Raw genomic sequence first — 25421 nt, 5'->3', positions numbered from 1 at the left:
AGCGGGTCCCGGTGTTCGTAGGATGGGTGGAGCTCCTCCGGGAGGAACTCGTCCCGGAGGTGCCATGCCGCAGCCCGCGAACCACCAGCTACTCGGGCGTACCCGGGAGTTGGAGGCGCTGGACCGCCTGCTGCGTGAGGTGCGTGACGGGCGCAGCCGGGTGCTGGTGCTGCGGGGTGAGGCGGGCGTCGGCAAGTCGGCGCTGCTCGACCATCTGGCCGGGCGGGCGGGGCAGTGGCAGACCATCCGCGCGGCCGGCGTCGAAGCCGAGTCCGAGTTCGCCTACTCCGCCCTGCAGCAGCTGTGCGCCCCGCTGCTGCCGAGGCTCGACCGGCTGCCGGCGGTGCAGCGGGACGCGCTGAGGATCGCGTTCGGTCTGAGCGCGGGGAAGGCGCCGGAGATGCTGCTGGTCGGGATCGCGGTCCTCGGTCTCTTCGCCGAGGCGGCGGCCCGGTCCCCGCTGGTGTGCCTGGTCGACGACGCGCAGTGGCTGGACCTGATGTCCCAGCGGATCCTGGCGTTCGTCGGGCGGCGGCTGGACGCCGAATCGGTGGCGCTGGTGTTCGCCGAGCGGACCACCGGCGGGAGGCCGGAGGAGGGCTTCGCCGGTCTGCCGGAGCTCGCCCTGCGCGGGCTGGCCGACGCCGACGCCCGGACGCTGCTCGACAGCGCCCTGCCGGGGCCGGTCGACGCCCGCGTGCGGGACCGGATCGTCGCCGAGACCGGCGGGAACCCGCTCGCCTTGCTGGAGCTGCCCCGGGGCCTGTCGCCGGCGGAGCTGGCGTTCGGCTTCGGAGGCCCCGGCGCCGGCCCGCTGGCGACCCGGATCGAGGAAGGCTTCCGTCGGCGTGTCGACGCGCTGCCGGCCGACACTCGCGCCCTGCTGTTGGTTGCGGCGGTCGAACCGGTCGGCGACGGCCCGCTGTTGTGGCACGCTCTGCGCCTGATGGGCATCGGGGTCGACGCCGCGGCACCGGCCGAGGCCGCCGACCTGATCACCCTGGGAGCCCCGGTGCGGTTCCGGCACCCGTTGGTGCGTTCGGCCGTCTGGCGCGGCGCGGATGCCGCCACCCTGCGCGCGGCGCACCGCGCCCTGGCCGAGGCCACCGACGCCGAGCGCGACCCCGACCGGCGGGCCTGGCACCAGGCCCACGCCGCGGTCGGGCCGGACGAGCAGGTCGCCGCCGCACTGGAGTGCTCCGCCGACCGGGCCCTGGCGCGCGGTGGCCGGGCAGCGGCCGCGGCCTTCCTGGAACGTGCCGCCGCGCTCACCCCCGACCCGGACGAGCGGGCCCGGCGCGCGCTGGCGGCCGCAGCGGCCCATCTCGCCGCGGGCGTGCCGGCCCGGGTTCCCGACCTGCTCGCCGCCGCCGAACTGGGGCCGCTGGACCGGCTCCAGCAGGCCCACGCCAGCCGGCTGCGGGCCAAGGCGTCGGCCATGACCGACTCGGGGAGGGGCGCGGTGCAGCCGCTGCTCGACGCGGTGGGCCGGCTCAGGGACCTCGACCCGGCCCTCGCGCGGGAGACCTGCCTCGCGGCGTTCGACGCGGCCATCTGGGCCGGCCGGTACGACGAAGGCGCACTGCGCCGGGTCGCCGAGGCCGCTCGCGACCTGCCGCCCGGCGACGAGCCGGGGGAAGTCTTCCTCAGGGCCCTGGTCGCCCGGAGCGTGGACGGGCCGGCCGCCGCCTTCCCGCAGTTGGTGCGGGCGCTGCGCTCCCTCACCGACGAGGAGGACCCGTCCGTCCTGTGGGCGGCCGCGAACGCCGCCGCGGAGCTGGGCGACCTCCAGGTCTGGCTGGACATCGGCGACCGGGCGGTCCGCTTCGCCCGCCGGACGGGAACCCTGTCGCTCCTCTCGACGGCGTTGCCCTACCAGGCGTCCGCGCTGGGCTTCGCGGGGCGTTTCTCCCAAGCGGGCGACCTGCTGGCCGAGGCCGCGGCCCTGGAGAAGGACACCGGCTCGGTGACGCGCACGGCCACGGCGGCCTTGATCAGCGCGTACCAGGGACGGGAACGACCGGCCCTGGAAGCGATCGAGGCGATGGAACACGAAGGCGAGCAGCGCGGCCTGGGCCGACTCGTCGGCGTAGCCGCGTGCGCGAGGGCCGTGCTCCACAACGGCCTGGGCAACTATCCGCTCGCCATGGAAGCGGCGCTGCGCGGCGGAGAGCACAAGGACCTCGTGGTGCACTTCTGGACGTGCAGCGAGCTGGTCGAGGCGGCGGCCCGGGCCGGCGATCCGGCCGCGGCGGCCCGGGCGCGCGAGCGGCTGGCCGACTGGAGCCGGGCCGGCACGCCCTGGGCCCTCGGCGCGCAGGCGGTCGCCGATGCCCTGACCGGGGCACCCGAGCAGGCCGAGGACCGCTACCGCGAGGCCGTGGACCACTTCGGCCGAGGCGGGCTCGGCGTGTTCGAGGCTCGGGCCCGGTTGCTGTTCGGCGAATGGCTGCGCCGCCAGAACCGGCGCGCACAGGCCCGTTCGGAACTGCGCGCGGCGCACGAGGCGGCTGCGGCGATGGGCATGGAGGCGTTCGCGGAACGGGCCCGGCGGGAGTTGCTCGCCACCGGTGAGACCGCCCGCAAGCGGACCCCCGGCGCGCCGGTCCTGACCCCGCAGGAGGCACAGATCGCCCGGCTCGCGGCGACCGGGCACCCGAACGCGGAGATCGGCGCGCAGTTGTTCCTCAGCCCTCGCACGGTCGAGTGGCACCTGCGCAAGGTCTTCGCCAAGCTGGGGATCTCCTCCCGCCGCGAGATCGACGGCGCCCTGTCCGGCCGGTGACCGCAGTTGTCCGACGGGCCCGTGGGACGGCTACGGCAGCACGGTGCGCAACTCCCGTCGTGAGCTGATGCCGAGTTCGGTGAACACCTTGCGCAGGTGCCACTCGACCGTACGGGCACCGAGGAAGAGCTCGGCGCCGATCTCAGCGTTCGAACGGCCGTCCCGTGCGCGCCTGGCGATCCGGCTCTCCTGCTCCGTCAGCTCGACCGTCCGTTGCGTGGCAGGCGGTGACACCGAGACCCCGCACTCGGCGAGTTCACGGCGGGTGCGTTCGGCGAACGCCTCGGCGCCCGTCGTCCCAGGTCTCCCACGCAACCTGGGCGGCGACGACGAGCCAGCGCGTCCCCTCTTCGACCGTCAGCTCGTCGCGGCGGAAGGCGTCCAGGGCGCGCCGCCTCTCTCGGAGGCCGGATCTCTCGCGGAGAGGGACGAGCCGGGAGGGTGGAGGGCGTGGACCGGATCCGTCCTCCCGGCTCTCGGTGGCGGAGGTGTGCCACCGGATCAGCGGGTGGCATGGGCAGCCTTCTCGATGACGCCGGCCACCAGGCCGGGGTGGGACACCGCGACGGAGTGGGACGCGGCCACCTCGGTGGTGTGGGCGTGGGCGCGCTCGGCCATGAACCGCTGCGCGGCGGCCGGGATATTGAGGTCCTCGGTCGTGACGATGTCCCAGCTGGGTACGGTCTGCCAGGCGGCGGCGGTGGCCTTCTCCGTCAGCGCGGCCTGTGCGATCGGCCGCTGCGACGCGGCCGCCTGCGCGGCCAGGTCGGCCGGGACGTCGGCGGCGAACTGCGCCCGGAACCTGTCCTGCTGGATGTACAGGTCGGTGCCGGTGCTGCCGTCGGCGTTGGTGAACGGCACCGGGTCCAGCGTGCCGGGCAGGGTGGAGCCGGGGAACCGGTTGGTCAGCTGCAGCGCGGACTCGCCCGGCGCGGGCAGGAACGCGGCGACGTAGACGAGGGCCTTGACCCGCGGCTCACCGACGGCGGCCTCGCTGATGACCGAGCCGCCGTAGGAGTGGCCGACCAGGACGACGGGGCCCTTGATGTGGTCGACGAGGCTGCGCAGCGCGGCGGCGTCGGAGGCCGGGCCGCGCAACGGGTTGGCGGCGGCCACCACCGGGTAGCCGTCGCGGCGCAGCTTGGCGATGACGCCGTCCCAGCTGGAGCCGTCGGCGAACGCGCCGTGCTCCAGGACGACGGTCGGCTTCGGGGCCCGGTCGGTGGCCGAGTCCTGGGTCGCGGCGTTCGCGGTGCCGACGACGGCGAACGCGCCGACGACGGCGGCGGCACCGGCGATGAAGCGGCGCAGGCGGCCGTTCTCGATGCTGAACATGGAAACACTCCAAGGGATTCGAACAGTGCGGTGGATCCAGCGGTCCCCACTGTCGCCCTCGGCCCGTTCCCGACGCATCGGTCATGTGACTTCACGCTTCCGGCCCTTCCGGGCCTCCGGGCGGCCTCGCCGACTGGGCGTCATGTGACTGATGCACCGTCATCGACGCTGCGGCCGCAGTGATGACGTCACCCCCGATTCCGAGGAGAGATCATGAAACGACGGTTCCTGACCGTCGTCGCGGCGAGTGTTCCCCTGGTCGCCGCCGCGGCCGTCTCCACACCGGCGGCGGGATCTTCCTCATCGTCCAGGCCGGCGTGCCGACCCGGACGGTACGCCGGGCTGCGGCTCAGCCGGCCTGAGGCCGGGGCACGGCAAGTTCGGGTCCGTCCCCCGGTGGGGGGGCGGACCCGAATGCCGTGTTGCCAGTGCCGCGTCATGCCTGACCCGCTGTGCTCAGAGGCCCAGATCCGCTGCCAGGCAGGAGAACCTGACCGCTGACGCGTCGGGGTCATGGGCGTCCACCGCCTGGTATGCCGGCAGCACCGCCTTCTCCTCGACCATGTCCTCGAAGGGGACACGTTCCGGGAGCGCGCCGAATCGGGCCTCGCGGATTTCCGCCGCCTGTTCGTGCGTGCTGGGACTGGGATCACTCACGTTCGTACCTCCATGTGGTCGACACGCTTGTGGGTCACAGATGGTCGGCGTCCACCACGGCCTGGGCGAACGCCGTCGGCGCCTCCTGCGGCGCGTTGTGGCCGATGCCGGTGAGCACGCGGTGCTCGTACCGGCCGGTGAAGAACTTCCGGTACCCGGTGCCGTCGGTCGTGGCCAGGAACGGGTCGAGGGCGGGGTCCAGGGCGATGGTCGGCACGGTGATGGCCGGCCGGGCCGCGAGCAGCTGCTCGTAGCGGTCGTAGCGGCGTTCGCCGTCGGCCAGGCCCAGGCGCCAGCGGTAGTTGTGGATCACGATGGCGGCGTAGTCGGGGTTCTCGAACGCCGCGGCGGTGCGCTCGAAGGTGGCGTCGTCGAACTTCCAGGTCGGGGACACCTCGTCCCACACCAGCCGGCACAGGTCGTGCCGGTTCTGCTTGGTCTCCATGGCGACGCGGCCGCGGTCGGTGGCGAAGTAGTACTGGTACCACCAGGTGTGCTCGGCCTTCGGCGGCAGCGGGTTCTTCTGCGAAGGGATGTTGACGATGAGGTAACCGCTCACCGCCACCAAGGCTTTGACCCGCTCCGGCCACAGCGCCGCGATGGTGCCGGCGGCCCGCGAGCCCCAGTCGAAGCCTGCCAGCACCGCCTCGTGGATCTTCAGGGCGTCCATCAGGGCGACGATGTCGAGGGCGATCGCGGACTGCTGCCCGGTGCGGACGGTCGTCGGCGACAGGAAGGTCGTGGTGCCGTGGCCCCGCAGGTACGGCACGATCACCCGGTAGCCGGCGTCCGCCAGCAGCGGCGCCACGTCGACATAGCTGTGGATGTCGTAGGGCCAGCCGTGCAGGCAGATGACCACGGGCCCGTGCTTGGGTCCGGCCTCGGCGTAGCCGATGTCGAGCACGCCGGCCTGGACCCGCTTCAGGTCGGTGAACGTGGTGTGGGTGCCCGGGGCGATGGCCGGGATGACCGGGGCCGGGCGGCCGGGCCGGTCGGAACCGGCCGCGAAGGCGGCAGGCGCGTTCGATGCCGCGCCGACCGACGCAGCCGTGGCGCCCACGCCGAGACCGACCGCTTTGGTGAAGGTACGCCTGTTGATCATGTCTGATCCTTCCTGGAGACCCGCTGATGCCTCCACTGTTCTTCGGCCACCGGCCCGACGCATCGGTCACATGACGTCGAGACGCACGAAGACGATCGCAGACGTACCAAGGGTCTGCCGGGCCGCCAGATTCAGTCATTCGACTGTTTCCGCCGTCCTACCGCTTGGTGATCCTCGAAGGAGCGCCGCGATGCCGGCGGATCGTCGTGTGTGCAATCGGAAGGTCTGGCCGTGAAGCAAACCCCCGTCGTCCTCATCCACGGTGCGTGGTTCCACATGTCCTCCTGGGAGGGCTGGGCCGAACGGTTCACCGCGCACGGTTACGCGGTGTGCGTCCCGGGCTGGCCCGGCGAAGCCCCCACCGCCGGCCAGGTCCGCCGCGATCCCGGCCCGCTGCGCGACCTCGGGCTCGCCGCGCTCACGGCCCACTACGAGAAGATCGTGCGTACCTTCGACGACCCGCCGGTCCTCATCGGGCATTCGGCCGGCGGCCTCATCTCCCAGCACCTCCTCGGCACTGGCCTCGGCCGCGCCGCCGTGGCCCTCGCGCCGGTGCCGGCCGGCGGTGTGCCGCTGGACGACGGCAGACCCCGGCCGTGGTCGCTGATGCCGGCCGGCTCGACCCGGCACCCGGGCTTCGAGCCGCTGCCCCGGACCCGGTTCCGACACGTCGTCGCCAACGCGGTCGGCGAGGAGGAGGCCGAGAAGCTCTTCGACCGGTACGCCGTCCCGGCCCCGCTCCGGCTGCTCGGGGACCTCGGGCTCGATCGCACCGCCGCCGGGCCGGCCGACATCGTCGTGGACACGGCCAACTCGGCGCGCGGGCCGCTCCTGCTCGTGTCCGGCCAGGAGGACCGGATGGTCCCGGACGGCGTGACCCGCTCCGTCTACAAGCTCTACGGCGACTCCTGCGCCGTGACGGATCTGAAGCAGTTCGCCGACCGAGGGCACTCCCTGGTGTTCGACAGCGGCTGGCGTTCGGTCGCCGACCACGTCCTCGTCTGGCTGGCCGCCAACGGCATCGAGGCCGTGGTCGCACGGGACTGAGCGCAGGCATCAGACCTGCGCCACGTCGGTCCGGCTCAGCGCGTCGGTCCGGCTCAGCGCGTCGCGCAGCGCCGCCCGGGCCGTGATGCCCAGCTTGGGGAAGACGCGGTACAGGTGCGAGCTGACGGTACGCGGCGACAGGTGCATCCGCTCGCCGATCTCCTTGTTCGTCAGGCCGCCGGCGGCCAGGTCGGCGATGCGGCGTTCCTGCCAGGTCAGCGAGGCCGGCTTCAGCGTCGAGGCGCGGGGCGGGGCCCCGGTGGCGCGCAGTTCGGCCCGGGCCCGCTCGGCCCAGCCGGCCGCGCCCAGCCGCTCGAACGCCTCGGCCGCCGGGATCAGGTACTGCCGCGCCGCCGCCAGGCCCTGGACGTGGCGCACCCGGATGCCGTGCGCCAGCCGGATCCGGGCCAGCTCGAACGGGAAGCGGGCGGCGTCCGGGTGGGATTCGGCCCGCCCGAACATCTCGACGGCCTCCCGCTCGTTCTCGGCGGTCATCGCCAGCGCGCCGTAGGTGATCAGTCCCAGGCGGGGCGACACGGACGGCAGACCGGCGTCGCGGGCGGCGAGGGCGTGCGCCCGGGCCTGCTCGACGCGTCCGGTGTGCTGGGCGGCCTCGACGAGATCGAGCAGGGTGCGCGAGGCCTGGTACGCGTAGGGCCGGAAGGTGCCCGGCTGGGTGATGCCGATGGCGTAGAGGTACGCGGTCTCGTAGTCGCCGGAGCTCAGCGCGGCGGTCGCGCCGGCGGAGTCGGCTATCTGGGTCAGGAAGCCCAGGCCGCGCGGGCGGGCCCAGGCGTCCGCCTCGGCCTGGAGGTCCCGCGCCCGCCCGACCTGTCCGCGCAGCGCCGCGAGCTGGGCCAGGTACGCGCGGCTCTGGGCGGCGAACAGGTGGTGGCCGCGCTCGGTGGCCAGGGCCAGGCCGCGCTGCCCGGTCTCCTCGGCCTCGGCCCATTCGCCGACCGCCATCTGGTCGAGCATGATCTGGTGCAGCATGACCATGCCGGTGGCCATGGCCCCGGTCTCCAGCTCGCGGTCCACCACCCGCTGGAGGTGGGGGCGGTAGTGGCTCAGGATGTCGAGGTGGTACGCGGCCGTGGCGTGCCGGCTGACGTCCCAGGGTTCCAGATCCGGCAGGTTCGCGGCGGCCTGTCGTACCGGCTCGGCCCAGTCGGCTCCGTGCCTGGTCACGTCGCTCCAGGTGCCGCTGTAGAGGCGGACGCGTTCGGTGACGAGGTCGCCCATGGAGACGAGGAGTTCGTGGGTGCTCTCCCAGGTCGCGCGGTCCCCGTTGTACTGACTGATCGCCAGGAGCAGGATCACCAGCCGGGTGAGGACCTCCTCCGGCTCGGCCGAGCCGGAGGCCGTCCGGGCGTCCCGCAGCTTCTCGATCGCGGCCGAGACCTGTCGGTGGGTGGAGCGCACGTCCCCGTCCTGGTAGAGCGCCTGGTAGCCGGCCGCCAGCACCGAGGCCGTCGACTCCGTCGAACCGGGCGCGAGGTGCGCCTGGACCAGCCGGTGCGCCTGGCCGAGGCGGGCGGCGTGAGCGGCGACGAAGGCCGCGTCGGCCAGCCGCCGGGAGCGGCCGGCGTGGTTCTCGCTGAGCTCGGCGGCCCGGGTCAGCCAGGCCACGGCGGCGAGTGCGCCGCCGCGCCGGGTCGCCGACTCGGCCGCCGCCTCCAGGACGCCGGCGACGTCCTCGTCCGGATCGACCGTGGCCGCCGCCAGGTGCGTCGCCCGGCGTTCGAGGTTCTCCCGGTGGACCTGTGCCAGCGCCAGGTGCGCGGCGCGGCGCTGGTTGGGAGTGGCCATCTGCACGACGGCGGAACGCACCAGCGGGTGCCGGAAGACGAAATCACCGGTGACCACTTCGATGTCCAGCAGTCCGGCGGCCACTGCCGCGTCGGCGTCGCGCATGCCGTAACGGGTGCCGGGGACGGCGTCGGTGCCGCTCGGGGTCCCGGCGCCGTCGAGCGCGCCCATCAGCAGCTCGGTCCGCACCCGCTCGTCGAGGGCTGCGATGCGGGTGCCGAACAGCCGTTGCAGCCGCCGGGGCAGGGGCACGCCGTCCCGGCCGATGAGTTCTTCGGCCGGGAGGCCGCCCGACCGGGCGGCGAAGTGGGCGGGCAGCTCCAGCAGGGCCAGCGGATTGCCCTGGGCCTGCTCCAGAACGGTTCGGCGGACCTGTCGGCCCAGCTCCGGGTACCGGTGGTCCAGCAGACGGGCCGCGTCCTCGTCGGCCAGGGCGGCGACCGGCAGTTCGGGCAGTGCGGCGGTGTCGAAGCGCGACGTGAGGTCGGTGCGGACCGCGACCAGCAGCTTCACCGGGCTGCCGGCCAGGCGTCGGCCCACGAAGCCGCAGACGTCGGCGCTGGCGTCGTCCAGCCATTGCCCGTCGTCGAGGACCAGCAGCAGCGGCCGTTGTGCGGCGCCGAGCGCCAGCAGGCCGAGCACGGCGATGCCGAGCGTCATGACCATGGGCGGATCGCCCTGCATTGCGCCGAACACGGCGTCGAACACCGCCCGGGTCCCGTCATCCAACCGTGCGACGTCGGCGAGCAGCGGGTGGAGGAACTGATGCAGCCCGGCATAGGGCAGCGCGGACTCCGCCTCGACGCCGGCGGCCCGGATGACCGCGTGGCCCTCCTGCTCCGCCAGCGCGGCGGCGTGGCTCAACAACGAACTCTTGCCGACCCCCGCCTCCCCCCGCAGGACGAGAGCCTGGCCCGTGGCGGACTTCACGAACGCCACGAGCTCCGCCTGCTCGTCCTCGCGGCCCACCATCGTCGTGGTGACGCCCCATCGCTGCAACCCAGCCATGTCCCCCCTACCCCTTCCTGATTTCGCTCTCACCGCGCGGCAGCTCCATCAGCGCCGGCGGGTTGCCGCGTGCTTCGGCGACGATCGCGTCCCGCACGCGGGGGTGCACCGGACCGGGCAGCACCGAGTCGAGCAACGCCCGGGCGTCGTCGTCGCGGAGCCCGTCCACCTGACGGCCGCGGAGATCCCGTCGATCCACTGCGCGTCGTCCGCGACACGGACCAGCGGCTCGACAGCGGCGGCTTCGGCGAACAGGCCCGGCACGGCCAGTCCGGTCAGCAGACAGCCGGGTGATTCGCCATCGCCCGGTCCGAGCTCCAGCTCCAGCTCCAGCCCCAGCGCCGTCGCCAGAGCGGCTCGCTGCGCCGCCGGCAACCGGTCCAGATGGCTCAGCAGCGAAGCGCACATCTGCTGGAGAGCCGAGTGCGCGATCTCGGATTCGGTCTCCACCCCGACCGTGCGGACGACGCGACCCGCCGGGCGCGACCCGCCGGATAGGTGAGCAGGGCGGTCTTGCCGACGCCGGACTCCCCGCGCAGGACCAGTACGCGGCTGTGTCCGCGGCGCAGGTCGAGCAACAGCCGATCGAGCTCTTCCTGTTCCCGGGTGCGTCCGCAAAGCGGTGGCGCCAACGGATTCCCCGTCACGTCCGGCCCGTCCTCGCCAACAGGCTCCACCCTTGTCAGCTCCTTCGCCGCAATGGAAGCCGGTCGGCGTCCACCGATCACGATCCCGGGACTACGGGCCGGTCGAGCCAGTGTCGAACCCTGGCCAGTACCCGGGCCGGGAGCGACCAGTGTCCGGCACGGGCCCGACCGGCCGCCCTCCTCGACAGCACGGCGGGTCTACTGGGCGGCGGCGGCTCTGGAGCGTGAGGTCTCGATCTCGGCGTAGGCGTCGGCCTTGTTCGCCCAGTGGGAGCCTTCGACGGACTTTCCGGGTTCGAGGTCCTTGTAGACCTCGAAGAAGTGGGTGATCTCCTGCAGGTCGTGCTGGGGCATGTCGTCGATGTCCTGCAGACGGGCGAAGCGGGGGTCGTGAGCGGGCACACAGAGGATCTTCTCGTCCGGCCCCTTCTCGTCGGTCATGACGAACATGCCGATGGCGCGGCAGGTGATGCCGCAGCCCGGAAAGGTGGGCTCGTCGACGAGTATGAGGGCGTCGAGAGGGTCGCCGTCCCCGCCGAGGGTGTCCTCGATGAACCCGTAGTCGGCCGGATAGCGGGTGGCCGTGAAGAGCATCCGGTCCAGGCGGATCCGTCCGGTGGCATGGTCCATCTCGTACTTGTTGCGTGACCCCTGCGGGATCTCGACGATCACCTCGAAGTCCATGTCGCTCTCCTTCGCGGTCCGTGGCGTCCGACGGCGTCGGCAGCACCATCTTCGAGGGGATCACCCGCCGCCGCACGCCGGGTGCGCGATTGCCCTAACCCCCGTGGAGACCTCCAGACCCCGGGGTTAGCCTCGTTCTGTTGCTCCCGGGCGGCTGATTCGCGGGCCCGGCGCCCAGGCACGACGTCAAGGAGGACGGAATGGCTGGGATCTTTCATGTGGGCGCATCCGTTGCGGCCGCACCCGAGTTGACCGGGTCGGGCCGAACGCTGTTGGTGATCGTCGCGGTGATCGGGGCAGGAGCCCTGGTGGTGGCCTGGGCGCTCGTACGCCAGGTCCTGGCCGCGGACGAGGGCACCGAGACGATGCGGCGGATCGCCGGGGCGGTTCAGGAGGGTGCGAACGCCTACCTGAGGCGCCAGTTCCGCACCCTGGGCGTCTTCGCCGGCGTGGTGCCCTTCGTGCTGTTGCTGTTGCCGGCGGACAACTGGGGGCAGCGGATCGGGCGTTCGGTGTTCTTCCTGGTCGGGGCGGCGTTCTCGGCGACGACGGGGTACGTCGGGATGCAGCTCGCGGTGCGCAGCAATGTCCGGGTGGCGGCGGCGGCCCGGGCAGGGACGGCGCCGCTCCCGGCCATCGAGTCCGAGGCGGGACCGACGGCGGCGTCGATCGTGCGAGCGGTGTCGCACCGGGCGATGCGGATCGCCTTCCGCACCGGTGGAGTGGTGGGGATGTTCACCGTGGGGCTGGGTCTCCTGGGGGCGGCCACGGTGGTGCTGATCTACCAGGCGAACGCGCCGAAGGTGCTGGAGGGCTTCGGCTTCGGTGCGGCGTTGCTGGCGATGTTCATGCGGGTGGGCGGTGGGATCTTCACCAAGGCCGCGGACGTGGGCGCGGACCTGGTGGGCAAGGTCGAGCAGGGGATCCCCGAGGACGATCCCCGCAACGCGGCGACGATCGCCGACAACGTGGGTGACAACGTGGGCGACTGTGCGGGGATGGCGGCCGACCTGTTCGAGTCCTACGCCGTGACCCTGGTCGCCGCGCTGATCCTGGGCACGGCCGCCTTCGGTGACGACGGGCTGACCTTCCCTCTGGTGGTGCCCGCCATCGGGGTGCTCACGGCGGTCCTGGGCATCGGGACGGTCTCCCCGCGGCCCACGGACCGCAGCGGGATGACCGCCATCAACCGCGGCTTCATCGTCTCCGCCGCGGTGTCCCTCGTTCTGGTGGCGGGCGCGGTCTTCGCGTTCCTGCCGGCCCGCTTCTCCGGACTGCACGGGGTGCCTGCCGAGATCGCCGGGCACGCGGGCAGTCCGCGGGCGTTCGCCCTGGCCGCGGTGGCCATCGGGATCGTGCTGGCCACCGTCATCCAGCAGCTGACCGGCTACTTCACCGAGACCACCCGCCGCCCGGTACGGGACCTGGGCAGGACCTCGCTGACCGGGCCGGCCACCGTGGTGCTCTCCGGTGTCGCGCTCGGCCTGGAATCGGCTGTGTACTCCGCCGTGGCCATCGGAGCCGCCGTCTACGGTGCCTTCCTGCTCGGCGGCGGCTCGCTGATCCTGTCCCTGTTCGCGGTCGCGCTGGCCGGGACCGGACTGCTGACCACCGTCGGTGTGATCGTCGCGATGGACACCTTCGGCCCGGTCTCCGACAACGCCCAGGGCATCGCGGAGATGTCCGGAGACATCACCGGCGCCGGCGCCCAGGTGCTCACCGAACTGGACGCCGTCGGCAACACCACCAAGGCGATCACCAAGGGCATCGCCATCGCCACCGCGGTGCTCGCCGCCACCGCGCTGTTCGGCTCCTACACCGACACCATCGCGACCGCCGAGGCACAGATCGGCCCGGCCGCCCACGGCGCGAGCCTGAGCCTGGCCATCGACCAGCCCGACAACCTGGTCGGCCTGCTGGTCGGCGCCGCCGTCGTCTTCCTCTTCTCCGGCCTGGCGATCAACGCCGTCTCGCGCTCCGCCGGCGCGGTCGTCTTCGAGGTCCGGCGCCAGTTCCGGACCCGGCCCGGCATCATGGACGGCACCGAGCGGCCCGAGTACGGCCGGGTGGTGGACATCTGCACCCGCGACGCGCTGCGCGAACTGGTCACCCCGGGCCTGCTCGCCGTGCTGACCCCGATCGCCCTCGGCTTCCTCCTCGGCGTCGGCCCGCTGGGCTCCTACCTGGCCGGAGCGATCGGCACGGGCACCCTGATGGCCGTCTTCCTGGCGACCTCGGGCGGTGCCTGGGACAACGCCAAGAAACTGATCGAGGACGGTCACCACGGCGGCAAGGGCAGCCCCGCGCACGCGGCCACCGTCATCGGCGACACGGTGGGCGACCCCTTCAAGGACACCGCCGGACCGGCCATCAACCCGCTGCTGAAGGTGATGAACCTGGTCTCCCTCCTGGTGGCGCCCGCGATCGTCGAACTCAGCTTCGGCTCGCATGCCGACCTGGGCCTCCGGTTGGCCATCGCCCTGCCGGCCCTGGCCGTCGTGGTCCTCGCCGTGTGGATCTCCAAGCGCCGGGGCATCACCGTCGGCAGCGACGAAACCCCCACCGGCACCCGCGCGCCGGAGGAGCCCGCGCCCGTCCGGTGACCGGCCTCCGGGCCACGACGAACGACGAGGCCACAGCCCGGGAGCTGGAGCCTCGTCGCCGTGGGCGTCGTTGCGGTACTAGCTGCTGTAGACGCCGACCTCGTACAGCGAGTAGCCCCACTGGGTGCCGCGCTGCACCCCGTGGACGCGGACGTAGCGGGCCGGGACGCCGGTGAACCGTGCGGTGTCCAGGCCGCCGTCCCCGGTGGTGGTGGACCATACCGACTGCCAGCTGCTCCCGTCGGTGGAGACCTCGATCCGGTACGCCCGCCCGTAGGCGCGTTCCCAGTCCAGCGTGACGCGCCCGACCAGGGTGGTGGACCCGAGGTCGACCTGGAGCCACTGGTCGTCGTTCCACTCGCTGGCCCAGCGGGTACCCGGGTCCCCGTCCACCGCCTGGCCGGGCGCGTAGTTGACGAACGGGTTCCACCACTCGGTGGTGCTGGCCGTGGCCGGGCGGCCCGCGGCCAGGTTCACCGTCGCCCGGTGCTGCTCCGAGGCCCCCCAGGTGGTGAGGTAGGACTCGGCGCCGCGGAAGAGGTCGTCCACCACGTCCTGGCCGCCGACCTGCCGGATGTCCTCCAGCCAGTCCGGTACCAGACCGTAGTGCGCGGCGCCGTCCGTGTTGATGTCCCAGGTGCGCGCGCCGGTGGTCTGGCGGTCGATGAGGGATCCGCCGTCCGCGCTGCGGAACGGGTAGCGCACCGGGTTGGCGGTGTTCGCCCCGCGCGGGCCGGGCCAGCCGCCGACGCCGTTCATGTCGGTGCCGTAGCCGTACCCCACGTGGTACTTGTCGCGCAGCGCGTCGGTGCGCTTGGCCTCCGAGCTGAACGCCTCGGCGCCGTTCATGTACTGGGCGACGAAACCGCCGAGCTTGTAGACGCGCTCGATCCAGTCGAGGTCCATCCAGCTGTGCGAGGAGATCACGCCCGGGTAGGACTCGGACTCCAGGATGTCGAACGAGCGCCCGGCCGCCTTGACGCTCATGTGGTCGACCTCGAGCATCATCTTGCGTTTCATCAGCCCGCGCACCGCGTACTCGCCGAGCTCGGTCAGCCCACGGCTGTTGCACTGCGCGTCGCCGGCGTAGGCCGGCACCGCCACCCCCGCGGGGAGCTGCTTCTGCGCCTCGGGCGCCGGGGCGAGACCGATCGGGTTGTCGTGCTGCGGCCCGGCGCACTTCTCGGTCTTCCAGAAGGTGCCGGTCGAGAGGAACTGGCCGACGTTGATCGCCGTCCCGAGCGCGCCCTCGTCGAAGCGCACCCCGCAGAGCGCGTTGTCGAACTTGTGGCAGAGGAACATGCTGCGCACGCCCAGGCCGTACAGCTCGTCCAGACCGCGGTCGATGTCGGCCTTGCTGCACTGGGCGACATCGAGGATCTGCTTGCAGCCGAACGGCTCGGAGGTCTCCACACCGAGGACGACGGCCAGCTTGCCCTGCTTGACCACCTCGCGCGCCTGCGCGCTGTCGGTGACGATCCGGAACCAGCCCTTGCCCGGCCCGCCGTACATCGTGTCGACATAGGCCTGCAGCTCGTACGTCTTCTGCGCCTGGAGACGGATGGAGGTCATCTCGTCGCAGCTGCGGTCCTTGAAGAAGTAGACCGAGCAGATCACCCCGTTGGTGACCAGGTCGTTGACCAGGACCCGCTGACCGCCGCGCCAGGCCCGTTCGATCCACGCGTAGTAGTTCTGCTGGTGAGTGAGCGAGTCGTGGGCCGGCCAGTCCGCGAAGGTCGGCCAGCCGACCGGGTCGTGCTTGCCGTCGCCGCCCTTGGTGATGAAGTCGAAGATGGCGAGCGAGCCGTCGGGGTAGTGCTCGGGACAGTCCTTCAGCGCGTCCGCGATCCCGGCTTCGGAGAAGGACTTGCCGCAGATGAGCCGGCCGCCGAACGCCTCGTTGGCCATGATGTGGTCGTGCGCGTCGACGAAGCCCCGGACCCGCCCCTGGGCGTCGGTCCCGCGGAACGGCTCGCCCGTGACGTTGACCTGCGAGTCGGGCGCGGGCCGCGCGGTCGGGTTCCACCAGCCCGTCTCGCCCGGCGCCGCTGGCGCCGGAGCGGCGAACACCAGGGTGGCCAGGGTGAGGAGTGCGGCCAGAAGTGTGACGAATCCGCGCCTGCTGTAGGGGAGTTGGTGCATGGTCACCACCCGCGTCCGAGGTGAGGGGGTGGCGCGGCCGGGCACCGGGCATCGTCCGGGACGCGCGGACCGGCCCGGCCGGGCCGGCTGTCATGAACCGCGCACTCGGTGTGATGAGAATCGCCACTGTTGGAACATGTGTCAATAGCCGTGCATGGACTCGGGTCGGCGCGGCCGGTCGGATCCACCGGTCTTCCGCGCGCACCCGGCTCAACTGCCGCTGTGGTAGCGGGCCTTGTTGCCGTGAGTCTTCGGCGGCGTGGTGGTGGTCGGACGTGGTCGGACTCGACGGGCCTGTCGTTCGCGCTCGTGTCGAGCGGTGCGGCGGCCGGGTCGAAGGTGGCGGGGCGGTGTCCGGTGTCAGCCGCTGTGGGCCCGGGCGTGCAGGTCCTTGCGGGCGGCGGCGAGTATGCGGTCGGAGAGGTCCGGGTCGGTGGTGGCGACCGCGCGGGCGAGGAGGAGGGCGCCGGCCATCTGGCTGAACAGGGCGAGCGCGCGCTGCCAGGCGTCCTGTTCGTCGAGGCCGGTGGCTTCCTGGACGGCCCGGGCGAACAGGCGCATGTTGGCGGTCAGTCCGGCGGTGTAGTCGGCGCGGGCGTCGTCGTCGAACCGGGGGGCGTCACCGAGGAACCCGGCGTTGGGGCAGCCGTGGTCGACGTCGGCGCGGTGCTCCGGGGAGAGGTACCAGTCGATCTGGCCGTCCACCGGGTCGTGGCCCCGCTGTCGGGAGTCCTCCAGGAGGGCGGTCAGGTTCTCCTCGCCCTTGGCCATGGACCGGGCGACGACCTCGTCGACCAGGGCCGCCTTGGAGGCGAAGTGGTTGTAGAAGCCGCCACGGGTCATGCCGGCGGCCGCCATCAGCTCGACCAGCCCGACGGCCTCGACGCCGCGCGCGCGGAACAGCGCCTCGGCGGCCTCGACGATCGCCGTGCGGTTCTGTGCGGCCTTCTCCCTGGACACCCCCATGCGGGCACCTCCTTCGGTTCCCAAGCCTAGACGATGTCGATTGACATTGACAAAGGGCCGGGATGGGCGTAGAACAATGTCAATCGACATTGTGATGGGTGAAGGAAGGGAGACCTCCATGAACCTCGCGCCGTTGTTCACCCCGGTCCGCATGGGTGACCTGGAGTTGCCGAACAGGATCGCGATGGCCCCGCTGACCCGGATGCGCGCCGACAACCCTGGCCACGTGCCGACCGACGTGCAGGCGGCGTACTACGCCCAGCGGGCCGCGGCGGGGGTGATCGTGGGGGAGGCCACCGCGGTCAGCCCGGACGGCTTCGGCTGGCACGACACGCCCGGGCTGTGGAGCGCGGAGCAGGTGGCCGGCTGGCAGCGGGTGACGGAGGCCGTGCACGGCGCCGGCAGCCGGATGATCGCCCAGCTGTGGCACACCGGCTCCATCTCGCACCCGGACCTGCGCGCCGGGGCGCTGCCGGTGTCCGCCTCGGCCGTCGACCCCGTGCAGCGCAGCGTCACCGCGGCGGGCCGGGTGCCGACGGTCACCCCGCGCGAGATGTCCCTGGCCGAGATCCGCCGGACCGTGGCCGACTACGCGCAGGCCGCCCGCAACGCGATCGCGGCGGGGTTCGACGGCGTGCAGATCCTGGCGAACTTCCTCTACCTGCCGGCGCAGTTCCTCAACAGGGCCACCAACCGGCGCACCGACGCCTACGGCGGATCGATCGAGAACAGGGCCCGCCTGACCCTGGAGATCGTCGACGCGGTCGTCTCCGCGGTCGGCCCGCAGCGCACCGGCGTCAAGCTGAGCCCGATGCACGAATCCGGCCCGTTCCAGGCCGACGACGAGACCCTGCCCGCAGCCGAGTACGTCGTCTCCCGGCTGACGGGCCTGTCCCACCTGCTGCTGATGGGCGCCCAGACCGACTTCACCGGAACTCCCTTGGCAGGGCTGTCCGGTGACGCGATGTTCGCGCACTTCCGGCCGCTGTTCGACGGGACGCTGATCGCCAACACCCGCATGACCGGCGAACGCGGCGCCCGCCTGATCGAGACCGGCCTGGCCGACGTCATCGCCTTCGGCCGCCCGTTCATCGCCAACCCCGACCTGCCGGCCCGCCTCGCCGCCGGCGCCCCGCTCGCGGAGATCGACTGGAGCACCGTCTACGCCGCCGGCCCCGCCGGATACACCGACTACCCGGTCTTCGCCGCCCCCGAGCCGGCCCCCGTCCGGGGCTGACCGTCCTCGAAGGAGAGAGCGTCACGAAGCCGACGCACACCTTCCCCGAGGACCGCTGACCCCCGTACCCGCGTCGGGGCCCGGAGGTCGGGTGGGGCGGTTGCGGTCACTCCCACCCAACCTGCGCCACCCCAAGGAGCGCCGTAGCATGACTGACGTGAAGGTCGCGATCCTCGACGACTACCAGGGGGTCGCTTTCGGGTGCGCTGACTGGGGCCGGCTGGACGCCGAGGTCGAGGTGTTCACCGACCACATCGCCGATGCGGACGAACTGGTCCGCAGGCTCGCCGGCTTCGAGGTGGTCGTCGCGATGCGCGAGCGCACGTGGTTCACCGCCGAGGTGCTGCGCCGACTGCCCGATCTGAGGCTGCTGGTCACCACCGGCCCTGGGAACGCGGCGATCGACGTGCAGGCCGCCACTCGGCAGGGCATCGTGGTCTCCGGGACCGGGTACTTCGGGGAGCCCACCGCCGAGCTCACCTGGGCGCTGATCCTCGCCGCCGCGCGCAACCTCCCGGCGGAGGAGCGGGCGATGCGGGACGGCGGCTGGCAACACACGGTCGGCACCGGGCTGCACGGAAAGACCCTCGGCCTCCTCGGACTGGGGAACCTGGGCAGCAGTGTCGCCAGGATCGGCCAGGCGTTCGGCATGGACACCATCGCCTGGAGCCAGAACCTCACGCCCGAACGCGCGGCCGGGCACGGGGTGACGGCGGTGACCAAGCAGGAGCTGTTCGCCGACGCGGACGTGCTCTCGGTGCACCTGGTGCTCAGCGACCGCACCAGAGGACTGGTCGGCGGCGCGGAACTCGCCGCGATGAAGCCGTCCGCGATCCTGGTGAACACCTCGCGCGGCCCGATCGTCGATCAGGACGCCCTGCTGGACACGCTGCGGCGCCAGGCCATCCGTTGCGCGGCCCTCGACGTCTACGACGTGGAGCCGCTGCCCGCCGACCACCCCTTCCGTACGCTGCCGAACACCGTGCTCACCCCGCACATCGGCTACGTGACCCGCGAGCTCTACGAGCTCTTCTACCGCGACGCGGTCGAGGACATCGCCGCCTTCCGGGCGGGACGACCGGTACGCGTCGTCACCCAGCCTCCGACGGGGCGCTGAGCGGCGCCGACCAGGGGCGGCAGGGCACGGGCGGTCCGACCTCAATAGCGAGCAGATCATCCCGCGATTCAGTCGCGCTTTCGGACGATGTCGTGCACAGAAAGGCCGAAATGATGAAGGCTGTTCAGTTCACCCGACACGGTGAGCCGTCCAAGGTCCTCGCAACCGAGGACGTGCCCGTCCCGGAGCCGGGGGAGGGGCAGGTGAGGGTCCGCATCCTGGCGACCCCGGTGAACCCGTCCGACCTCCTGTACGTACGCGGGTTCTACGCGGGCGTCCAGGCCAGGTTTCCGGCGCCGGCCGGGTTCGAGGGCGTCGGCATCGTGGACGCCCTCGGGCCCGGGGTCGGGGACTTCACGGTCGGCCAGCGGGTGTCGGTGGTCAACGGGCAGGGGGGGAACTGGGCGGAGTACGCCGTCGTCCCTGCGGGCGACCTCTTCCCGGTGCCCGATGAGATCCCCGATGAGCAGGTGGCCTCCTTCGTCATCAACCCCGCCTCCGCGGTCCTCATGGTCCGCCGGGTGCTGGCCGTCCCCGAGGGGGAGTGGCTCCTCCAGTCCGCAGCCGGCTCCGAGCTGGGACGCATGGTCATCAGGCTCGCCAAACGCGACGGCATCCGCACCGTGAACGTCGTCCGCAGGCGCGAGTCGGTGGCCGAACTGGAGGCCCTCGGCGCCGACGCCGTCATCGTGTCCACCGAAGGCCCGATCGACGAGCAGGTCCGGAAGGTCGTCGGACCCGAAGGCGTCAAGTACGCCATCGACCCGGTGGTCGGTGAGACCGGGACGCAGATCTTCAAGTCGCTCCACGAGGACGGGCGGATGCTGGTGTACGGCTCCCTGACGGGCGAGCCGATCCGGGTCGGCGAGGACCCGCGCTACATCCTGGCCGGCCGCCGCACCCTGGAGGTCTACTGGCTCGGTTACTGGCTCCCGAGGCTCACGGACGCGGAGCGCAAGCAGTTGCGGGAGGACATCGTGACGCTCATGCGCGAGGGAACCATCGAGACCTCTCCCGGGCGCAGGTACTCCCTCGACGAGATCGGCGACGCCGTCGTCCACGCCGAGCAGAAGGGCCGGCAGGGAAAGGTCTTCCTGGTACCCGGGAAATGAGCGAGGAGAACGAGGAACCGGTCAGGAGGTCCGACGTGACGGAACTGCGCTACGAGGTGCTGGTCTTCGACGGGGTGCGCCGCGAACGGTCCATGCGGCTGCCCGACGGGAGCCCGATCGTGTCCTCACCACTGGCGTCCACCCTGATCCTCGGCGAGACGGACGCCGTCCTGGTCGACCCGCCGTTCACCCGCGACCAGGTGCGCGGCCTCGGCGACTGGATCGAGCGGTCGGGCCGGCGACTCACCCACATCTACGCCACCCACGGGCACGGCGACCACTGGTTCGGCACCGACCTGCTGATGCGGCGCTTCCTCGACGCCGTGCCGTACGCGACGGAGGGCACGATCCGGCTGATGCACCGGCAGGCGACCGAGGGACGCGAGCAGACCTGGGACGCGGACTTCCCCGGACTCATCCCCGACAGTCCCGTGGTGTACCAGGTGGTTCCCGCGGCGGGGTTCGACCTGGAGGGGCACCGGCTGCTGGCGGTGGAGACCGGCCACACCGACACCGACGACACCACCGTTCTGCACGTGCCGTCGATCGGCCTCGTCGTGGCCGGCGACGTCGCGTACAACGGAGTCCACCAGTACCTGCTGGAGAGCCCCGGCGGCGGAATCGAGAAGTGGCTCACCGCGCTCGACACCGTCGCCGCGCTGAACCCGCGGGCGGTCGTCGCGGGCCACAAGAACAGGGAACTGCCCGACGACCCGTCGATCCTGGAACAGACCCGCGACTACCTGCTCGACGCGCGGCGCCTGCTGGCGGCGGAACCGAGCCCGCGCGAGTTCTTCGACCGGATGCTGCAGCTGTACCCGGACCGGCTCAACGCGAGCCCGGTCTGGTACAGCGCGCTGGCACTCCTGTCATGACCGGTCACGCGCGTGGTGCGGGCCATACCACCGGAGGACAAGTGTGATGCAGCACATTGCAGTTGACCACGAGCACGGCGATCCCGCCGTGATCGGGCGGGCGCCGGAACGTGCCGGACGCCGGGATGAACGGAGGCACCGACGTGGGTGGCACACCTGACGATGCGGTCGGCACCGAGGTCGTGCACTGGTTCTTCGAGGACTACCTGCCGACCTGGGTGGGAGTGGGAAGCGGCGAGATCCCCCGCGGGCCGGAGTTCATCCTCGACTACTGGGCCGTGCCGTTGCACAACAGCTCGCCGGAGTCCCGGGAGTGGCTGCTCGACGGCGAGGCCGTCATCGGGCTGCTGGAGAGGAACCAGGCCCCGCTGAGGGCGCAGGGCTACGCCTACACGGCCGTTCCGGACCGGAAGGTGACGGTCTACCACGATGCCGGTGCCGCGATCGAGGTGATCTGGTCGCGTCGCCGCGCGGACCACGGCGAAATCGAACGTCTCGCCGCCCACTTCGAGATCTCCCGGGAACCGGCCGGCTGGCGGATCGTCGGCATCCAGATCGCGCCGACGACGGCGGATTCGCTGGACACGGCATGGCGAGCGTCCTCACGGACTCCGTGAACGGGAGCGCCGAACACACGAAGGGGTGAAGGTCCATGGGCTTCGAGGACGTCTTCGTGCCCGCCGCCGACGGCGTGCGGTTGCACGCCTGGCTGTTCCGCCCGCCCACGGGCGACGGCCCCTTCCCGGCGATCACGATGGCGCACGGCTTCGGCGGCGTGAAGTACCAGAGCCTGCAAGGCTACGCGGAACGCTTCAGCCGGGCGGGGTTCGTCGTGCTGGTCCACGACCACCGTGGATTCGGTCTCAGCGGGGGCGAGCCGCGCGGCGACATCGACCCCTGGCAGCAGGTCGCGGACTGGCGGCGGGCGATCTCCTTCCTGGAGACCCTCGACGGCGTCGATGCCCGCCGGATCGGGCTCTGGGGTACCAGCTACGCCGGCGGGCACGCGATCGTCCTGGCCGCCACCGACCGGCGGATCAAGGCCGTGGTCGCGCAGGTTCCGACCATCAGCGGCTACGAGCAGGGCCTACGCCGTGTGCCGCCCGACCGCAGACGTGCACTGGAGGAGCGGTTCGACGGCGACGAACGCGCTCAACTGGCGGGACACCGGCCCGAGTACCAGCTCCTCAACAGCCCCGACCCGGAAGTGCAGGCCGCCTACCACTCCCCGGCCATGGCCGAGTTCAACGCCCGCTTCCCGCTGCCGCCGGGCGTCGAGGAACCCTTGCGCGTCACGCTCCGGTCGACGCGCAAGGCGCAGATGTACGAGCCCGGGCCTTGGGTCGCCCGGGTGTCACCGACGCCGCTGCTGATGGTCGTGGCGACGGCGGACACGATCACGCTCAGCGACCTCGGACTGGCCGCGTACGAGCGCGCCCTGCAACCCAAGCGGCTGGCGATGTACGCCGGTGACCACTTCGACGCCTACGTCGCCGCCTTCGAAACGACGAGCGGAGCCGCCACCGACTGGTTCCGTGAGCAGCTCGCCGGCCCGGGATGAGAGCGATCTCGAACCTCCCGACACCGCCCGCCCGGTGCCACGGGGCACCGGAGCACCCCTGAGGAGACCGTCATGAATTCGGCGCCGACCCGATGGAACGCCGGTCACCGGCGATGGGACACAGCGGCCAGGGGCCGGGCCGTGCTGGCCGACCCCCGGCTGAACAAGGGCACCGCCTTCACCGAGGACGAACGGCGGGCGCTCGACCTCGTCGGCCTGCTCCCGCCGCAGGTGCTCACGATCGGGCAGCAGTCCTCCCGCGCCTACACGCAGTACCTCGCGCAACCCGACGACCTGGCCAAACACGTCAACCTGACCGCCTTGCACGACCGCAACGAGGTGCTGTTCCACCGGCTGCTCGGCGAGCACCTGGAGGAGATGCTGCCGATCGTCTACACCCCGACCGTCGGCACCGCGATCGAGCGCTACAGCTCCCAGTACCGCAGACCCCGTGGGGTCTACCTGTCGGTGGACGCGCCCGAGGACGTCGAACGCTCGCTGCGGGCCGCCGGATCGGGCCCGGACGACGTCGACCTGATCGTCGCCACCGACGGCGAGGCGATCCTGGGCATCGGCGACTGGGGAGTGGGCGGGATCAACATCGCGGTGGGCAAGCTCGCCGTGTACACCGCCGCGGGCGGCATCGATCCGGCCCGCACCCTCCCCGTCGTTCTCGACGTGGGAACCAACCGCAAGGAACTGCTGGACGACCCGCTCTACCTCGGCAACCGCCACCCCAGGGCCGACCGGGAGACCTACGACGCCTTCGTCCGGACCTACGTGGACACCGCCACCCGACTCTTCCCCGGCGCCCTGCTGCACTGGGAGGACTTCGGGCCGGACAACGCGCGGCGCATCCTGGCGCGCTACCGCGACGAGGTGCTCACCTTCAACGACGACGTCCAGGGCACGGGTGCGGTGAATCTCGCGGCGGTGCTGTCCGGCGTTCAGGCGAGCGGCACGCCGCTGCGGGAGCACCGGGTGGTGGTCTTCGGCGCGGGCACGGCGGGTGTCGGCATCGCCGACCAGCTGCGTGACGCGTTCGTCGCCGACGGCCTGACCCCGGGCGAGGCCACCCGCCGGATCTGGTGCCTCGCCCGGCACGGCCTGCTCACCGACGACACGGCCGGCATGCGGGACTTCCAGGCCCCCTACGCACGCGGCGCGGACGAGGTGGCCGACTGGGTCCGTGACCCGAAGGCCGGCGGCATCGCCCTGGCGGAGGTCGTGCACCGGGTCGGACCGACCGTCCTCATCGGCACCTCCGGCCAGGGCGGGGCCTTCACCGAACCCGTCGTCCGCGAGATGGCCGCGGCCGTCCGCCGCCCGATCATCCTGCCCCTGTCCAACCCCACACCGCTCGCCGAGGCAACGCCCGCGGACCTGCTCGCCTGGACCGACGGCCGGGCCCTGATCGCCACCGGCAGCCCCTTCGCGCCGGTGACCCACGACGGCACCACCCACCGGATCGGACAGGCCAACAACGCGCTGGTCTTCCCCGGACTCAGCCTGGGCGCCATCGTGGCCCGGGCCACCCGCATCACCGACGGCATGCTCACCGCCGCGGCCCACGCCGTCGCCGCACAGGCCGACCCGACCGCGCCCGGAGCGCCGCTGCTGCCGCCCACCCGGGACCTGAGGGAGACCTCCGCCGCCGTTGCCGCGGCCGTCGCCCGCAGCGCCGCCCGTGACGGCGTGGCGCGCGCCACCGTCGGCGACGAGATCGAAGCGCAGGTCCGCGCGGCCATGTGGCAGCCGGACTACCGACCCGTACAGGCGATCTGACCGCCGCCGGCAGCCGCGCCCGGAAGGTCCCCGGCCCAAGGAGCCGATCATGCCCGGAACACCGCTGAGCTGGAGCGTCCACACAGCCCCGTCGATCCCCACGGAGGTCTCGGACCTGCCGCCCGACCTGCCCCGACGCATGTGGTCGCCGATCACGGCGACGCTCATCACCGGCGAACGCGACGCGGTGCTGGTCGACGCGCTGATGACCACCGAGCAGGCCGGCCGGCTGGCGGACCTGGTCACGGAGAGCGGCAAGAACCTCACCACGGTCTTCGTCACCCACGGGCACGGCGACCACTGGTTCGGCCTGGGAACACTCCTCGAACGCTTCCCGCACGCCCGCGCCGTCGCCGCACCGGCCGTGGCGGCGCAGATGAAGGAGCAGACGGCGTCGGATTCCGTGGCGGCGCTCTGGAACACGCGCTTCCCCGGCCGGATCCCCGGCCGGCTCGTGGCGGCCCAGCCGCTGGACGGCGACCGACTGGACCTGGAGGGCAACGACCTCGTCGTCGTGGAGCTCGGGCACACCGACACCGACGACACCACCTGCCTGCACGTACCGTCCATCGGCCTCGTCGTGGCCGGCGACGCCGTCTACAACGACGTCCACCTCTACCTCGCCGAATCGCCCGCCGAGGGCCGCCGGGCCTGGCTCCACGCGCTCGACACCATCGCCGCCCTGGAACCGCGGACGGTCATCGCCGGGCACAAGCGCCCGGGCCGCCCCGACGACCCGGCGAACATCGCCGAGACCGCGCAGTACCTGCACGACTTCGAGACGGTTGCCGCACGCACCACGACCACGGTCGAGCTCTACCGGGGCATGCTGGAGCTGTACCCGGACCGGGTCAACCAGGGCGCACTCTGGGGTTCGGCCAGGTCGGCGAAGGGCTGACCGCCCTCCGGCCGGTTTCCGCCGTTCCGGTGACGACGGCGGGTCGCCCCG

Annotated in this window: 21 protein-coding genes; 11 read left to right on the top strand and 10 right to left on the bottom strand. The window is 72.2% G+C overall.

The window, feature by feature from the left end:
* Positions 1-64 precede the first annotated feature (64 nt).
* Complete coding sequence (locus AB0O11_RS16065; RefSeq protein WP_363386448.1) at positions 65-2785, top strand: LuxR family transcriptional regulator; 2721 nt, start codon at positions 65-67, stop codon at positions 2783-2785.
* Positions 2786-2815: 30 nt separating this feature from the next.
* Here AB0O11_RS16065 and AB0O11_RS16060 read toward each other — a convergent pair whose 3' ends face one another.
* The 4 genes from AB0O11_RS16060 to AB0O11_RS16045 form a co-directional block, all read right to left on the bottom strand.
* Positions 2816-3100, bottom strand: coding sequence for a helix-turn-helix transcriptional regulator (locus AB0O11_RS16060; protein ID WP_363386446.1), 285 nt, complete (start codon positions 3098-3100; stop codon positions 2816-2818).
* 186 nt (positions 3101-3286) lie between these two features.
* The gene (locus AB0O11_RS16055) at positions 3287-4120 is read right to left on the bottom strand and encodes an alpha/beta hydrolase (protein ID WP_363386444.1); all 834 of its coding nucleotides are present in this window, start codon (positions 4118-4120) and stop codon (positions 3287-3289) included.
* A gap of 456 nt (positions 4121-4576) precedes the next feature.
* Positions 4577-4777 carry a hypothetical protein gene (locus tag AB0O11_RS16050; RefSeq protein ID WP_363386442.1) on the bottom strand — a complete coding sequence of 67 codons (201 nt, stop codon included), beginning with the start codon at positions 4775-4777 and terminating at the stop codon, positions 4577-4579.
* Between the two features lie 34 nt (positions 4778-4811).
* On the bottom strand, positions 4812-5879 hold the full coding sequence (locus AB0O11_RS16045; RefSeq protein ID WP_363386440.1) for an alpha/beta hydrolase: 1068 nt from the start codon (positions 5877-5879) through the stop codon (positions 4812-4814).
* A gap of 231 nt (positions 5880-6110) precedes the next feature.
* Between AB0O11_RS16045 and AB0O11_RS16040 the strand changes: the two genes are divergently transcribed.
* Positions 6111-6926, top strand: a complete 816-nt coding sequence (locus tag AB0O11_RS16040) for an alpha/beta hydrolase (protein ID WP_363386438.1) — start codon at positions 6111-6113, stop codon at positions 6924-6926.
* Between the two features lie 9 nt (positions 6927-6935).
* On the opposite strand, the gene AB0O11_RS16035 is transcribed toward AB0O11_RS16040, so the two are convergent.
* The 4 genes from AB0O11_RS16035 to AB0O11_RS16020 all read right to left on the bottom strand — a co-directional run bounded on the left by AB0O11_RS16035 (position 6936) and on the right by AB0O11_RS16020 (position 11074).
* Complete coding sequence (locus tag AB0O11_RS16035) at positions 6936-9743, bottom strand: AAA family ATPase (RefSeq protein ID WP_363386436.1); 2808 nt, start codon at positions 9741-9743, stop codon at positions 6936-6938.
* Positions 9744-9750: 7 nt separating this feature from the next.
* Positions 9751-9942 (bottom strand): hypothetical protein, encoded by a 192-nt coding sequence (locus AB0O11_RS16030; protein WP_363386434.1) that lies wholly within the window; start codon positions 9940-9942, stop codon positions 9751-9753.
* 190 nt (positions 9943-10132) lie between these two features.
* Complete coding sequence (locus tag AB0O11_RS16025; RefSeq protein ID WP_363386498.1) at positions 10133-10390, bottom strand: AAA family ATPase; 258 nt, start codon at positions 10388-10390, stop codon at positions 10133-10135.
* Between the two features lie 198 nt (positions 10391-10588).
* Positions 10589-11074 carry an inorganic diphosphatase gene (locus AB0O11_RS16020; protein WP_363386432.1) on the bottom strand — a complete coding sequence of 162 codons (486 nt, stop codon included), beginning with the start codon at positions 11072-11074 and terminating at the stop codon, positions 10589-10591.
* Between the two features lie 200 nt (positions 11075-11274).
* Between AB0O11_RS16020 and AB0O11_RS16015 the strand changes: the two genes are divergently transcribed.
* Positions 11275-13677 (top strand): sodium-translocating pyrophosphatase, encoded by a 2403-nt coding sequence (locus AB0O11_RS16015; RefSeq protein ID WP_363386430.1) that lies wholly within the window; start codon positions 11275-11277, stop codon positions 13675-13677.
* A 78-nt stretch (positions 13678-13755) separates the two neighbouring features.
* Here the strand turns inward: AB0O11_RS16015 and AB0O11_RS16010 are convergent, their stop codons facing one another.
* Positions 13756-15819, bottom strand: coding sequence for a discoidin domain-containing protein (locus AB0O11_RS16010; protein WP_363386428.1), 2064 nt, complete (start codon positions 15817-15819; stop codon positions 13756-13758).
* A gap of 360 nt (positions 15820-16179) precedes the next feature.
* The gene (locus tag AB0O11_RS16005; protein WP_363386426.1) at positions 16180-16785 is read right to left on the bottom strand and encodes a TetR family transcriptional regulator; all 606 of its coding nucleotides are present in this window, start codon (positions 16783-16785) and stop codon (positions 16180-16182) included.
* Positions 16786-16903: 118 nt separating this feature from the next.
* Here AB0O11_RS16005 and AB0O11_RS16000 point away from each other — a divergent pair, with 118 nt between their 5' ends.
* From AB0O11_RS16000 to AB0O11_RS15965, 8 genes are all read left to right on the top strand, one after another.
* A complete protein-coding gene (locus tag AB0O11_RS16000) occupies positions 16904-18022 on the top strand; it encodes an alkene reductase (protein WP_363386424.1) in 1119 nt (372 codons plus the stop codon).
* Between the two features lie 148 nt (positions 18023-18170).
* Complete coding sequence (locus tag AB0O11_RS15995) at positions 18171-19139, top strand: D-2-hydroxyacid dehydrogenase family protein (RefSeq protein ID WP_363386423.1); 969 nt, start codon at positions 18171-18173, stop codon at positions 19137-19139.
* 110 nt (positions 19140-19249) lie between these two features.
* On the top strand, positions 19250-20251 hold the full coding sequence (locus tag AB0O11_RS15990; RefSeq protein WP_363386421.1) for a zinc-dependent alcohol dehydrogenase family protein: 1002 nt from the start codon (positions 19250-19252) through the stop codon (positions 20249-20251).
* Positions 20248-21126: an MBL fold metallo-hydrolase gene (locus AB0O11_RS15985; RefSeq protein ID WP_363386419.1), complete on the top strand. Its 879-nt coding sequence runs from the start codon at positions 20248-20250 to the stop codon at positions 21124-21126. The genes AB0O11_RS15990 and AB0O11_RS15985 overlap by 4 nt, the downstream gene beginning before the upstream one ends.
* 143 nt (positions 21127-21269) lie before the next feature.
* On the top strand, positions 21270-21743 hold the full coding sequence (locus AB0O11_RS15980; RefSeq protein ID WP_363386417.1) for a hypothetical protein: 474 nt from the start codon (positions 21270-21272) through the stop codon (positions 21741-21743).
* A 35-nt stretch (positions 21744-21778) separates the two neighbouring features.
* Positions 21779-22687, top strand: a complete 909-nt coding sequence (locus tag AB0O11_RS15975; RefSeq protein ID WP_363386415.1) for an alpha/beta hydrolase — start codon at positions 21779-21781, stop codon at positions 22685-22687.
* Positions 22688-22759: 72 nt separating this feature from the next.
* Positions 22760-24472 (top strand): NAD-dependent malic enzyme, encoded by a 1713-nt coding sequence (locus AB0O11_RS15970; RefSeq protein WP_363386413.1) that lies wholly within the window; start codon positions 22760-22762, stop codon positions 24470-24472.
* Between the two features lie 49 nt (positions 24473-24521).
* Positions 24522-25370, top strand: a complete 849-nt coding sequence (locus tag AB0O11_RS15965) for an MBL fold metallo-hydrolase (protein WP_363386411.1) — start codon at positions 24522-24524, stop codon at positions 25368-25370.
* The last annotated feature ends 51 nt before the right edge of the window (positions 25371-25421 follow it).

The sequence above is a fragment of the Kitasatospora sp. NPDC093102 genome, from assembly GCF_040683915.1.
Lineage (GTDB): Bacteria > Actinomycetota > Actinomycetes > Streptomycetales > Streptomycetaceae > Kitasatospora.
The sequence above is the reverse complement of the archived record's forward strand: the minus strand, read 5'-3'. Positions and strand labels throughout refer to the sequence as shown.

What these genes read in the sequence shown, in the direction of transcription:
- AB0O11_RS15985 (WP_363386419.1), top strand. Translation starts at nt 20,248, where the DNA reads ATGAGCGAGGAGAACGAGGAACCGGTCAGGAGGTCCGACGTGACGGAA.
- AB0O11_RS16045 (WP_363386440.1), bottom strand. Translation starts at nt 5,879, where the DNA reads ATGATCAACAGGCGTACCTTCACCAAAGCGGTCGGTCTCGGCGTGGGC.
- AB0O11_RS16010 (WP_363386428.1), bottom strand. Translation starts at nt 15,819, where the DNA reads ATGCACCAACTCCCCTACAGCAGGCGCGGATTCGTCACACTTCTGGCC.
- AB0O11_RS16020 (WP_363386432.1), bottom strand. Translation starts at nt 11,074, where the DNA reads ATGGACTTCGAGGTGATCGTCGAGATCCCGCAGGGGTCACGCAACAAG.
- AB0O11_RS15970 (WP_363386413.1), top strand. Translation starts at nt 22,760, where the DNA reads ATGAATTCGGCGCCGACCCGATGGAACGCCGGTCACCGGCGATGGGAC.
- AB0O11_RS16015 (WP_363386430.1), top strand. Translation starts at nt 11,275, where the DNA reads ATGGCTGGGATCTTTCATGTGGGCGCATCCGTTGCGGCCGCACCCGAG.
- AB0O11_RS16005 (WP_363386426.1), bottom strand. Translation starts at nt 16,785, where the DNA reads ATGGGGGTGTCCAGGGAGAAGGCCGCACAGAACCGCACGGCGATCGTC.
- AB0O11_RS15995 (WP_363386423.1), top strand. Translation starts at nt 18,171, where the DNA reads ATGACTGACGTGAAGGTCGCGATCCTCGACGACTACCAGGGGGTCGCT.
- AB0O11_RS15965 (WP_363386411.1), top strand. Translation starts at nt 24,522, where the DNA reads ATGCCCGGAACACCGCTGAGCTGGAGCGTCCACACAGCCCCGTCGATC.
- AB0O11_RS15975 (WP_363386415.1), top strand. Translation starts at nt 21,779, where the DNA reads ATGGGCTTCGAGGACGTCTTCGTGCCCGCCGCCGACGGCGTGCGGTTG.
- AB0O11_RS15990 (WP_363386421.1), top strand. Translation starts at nt 19,250, where the DNA reads ATGATGAAGGCTGTTCAGTTCACCCGACACGGTGAGCCGTCCAAGGTC.
- AB0O11_RS16055 (WP_363386444.1), bottom strand. Translation starts at nt 4,120, where the DNA reads ATGTTCAGCATCGAGAACGGCCGCCTGCGCCGCTTCATCGCCGGTGCC.
- AB0O11_RS16035 (WP_363386436.1), bottom strand. Translation starts at nt 9,743, where the DNA reads ATGGCTGGGTTGCAGCGATGGGGCGTCACCACGACGATGGTGGGCCGC.
- AB0O11_RS16000 (WP_363386424.1), top strand. Translation starts at nt 16,904, where the DNA reads ATGAACCTCGCGCCGTTGTTCACCCCGGTCCGCATGGGTGACCTGGAG.
- AB0O11_RS16065 (WP_363386448.1), top strand. Translation starts at nt 65, where the DNA reads ATGCCGCAGCCCGCGAACCACCAGCTACTCGGGCGTACCCGGGAGTTG.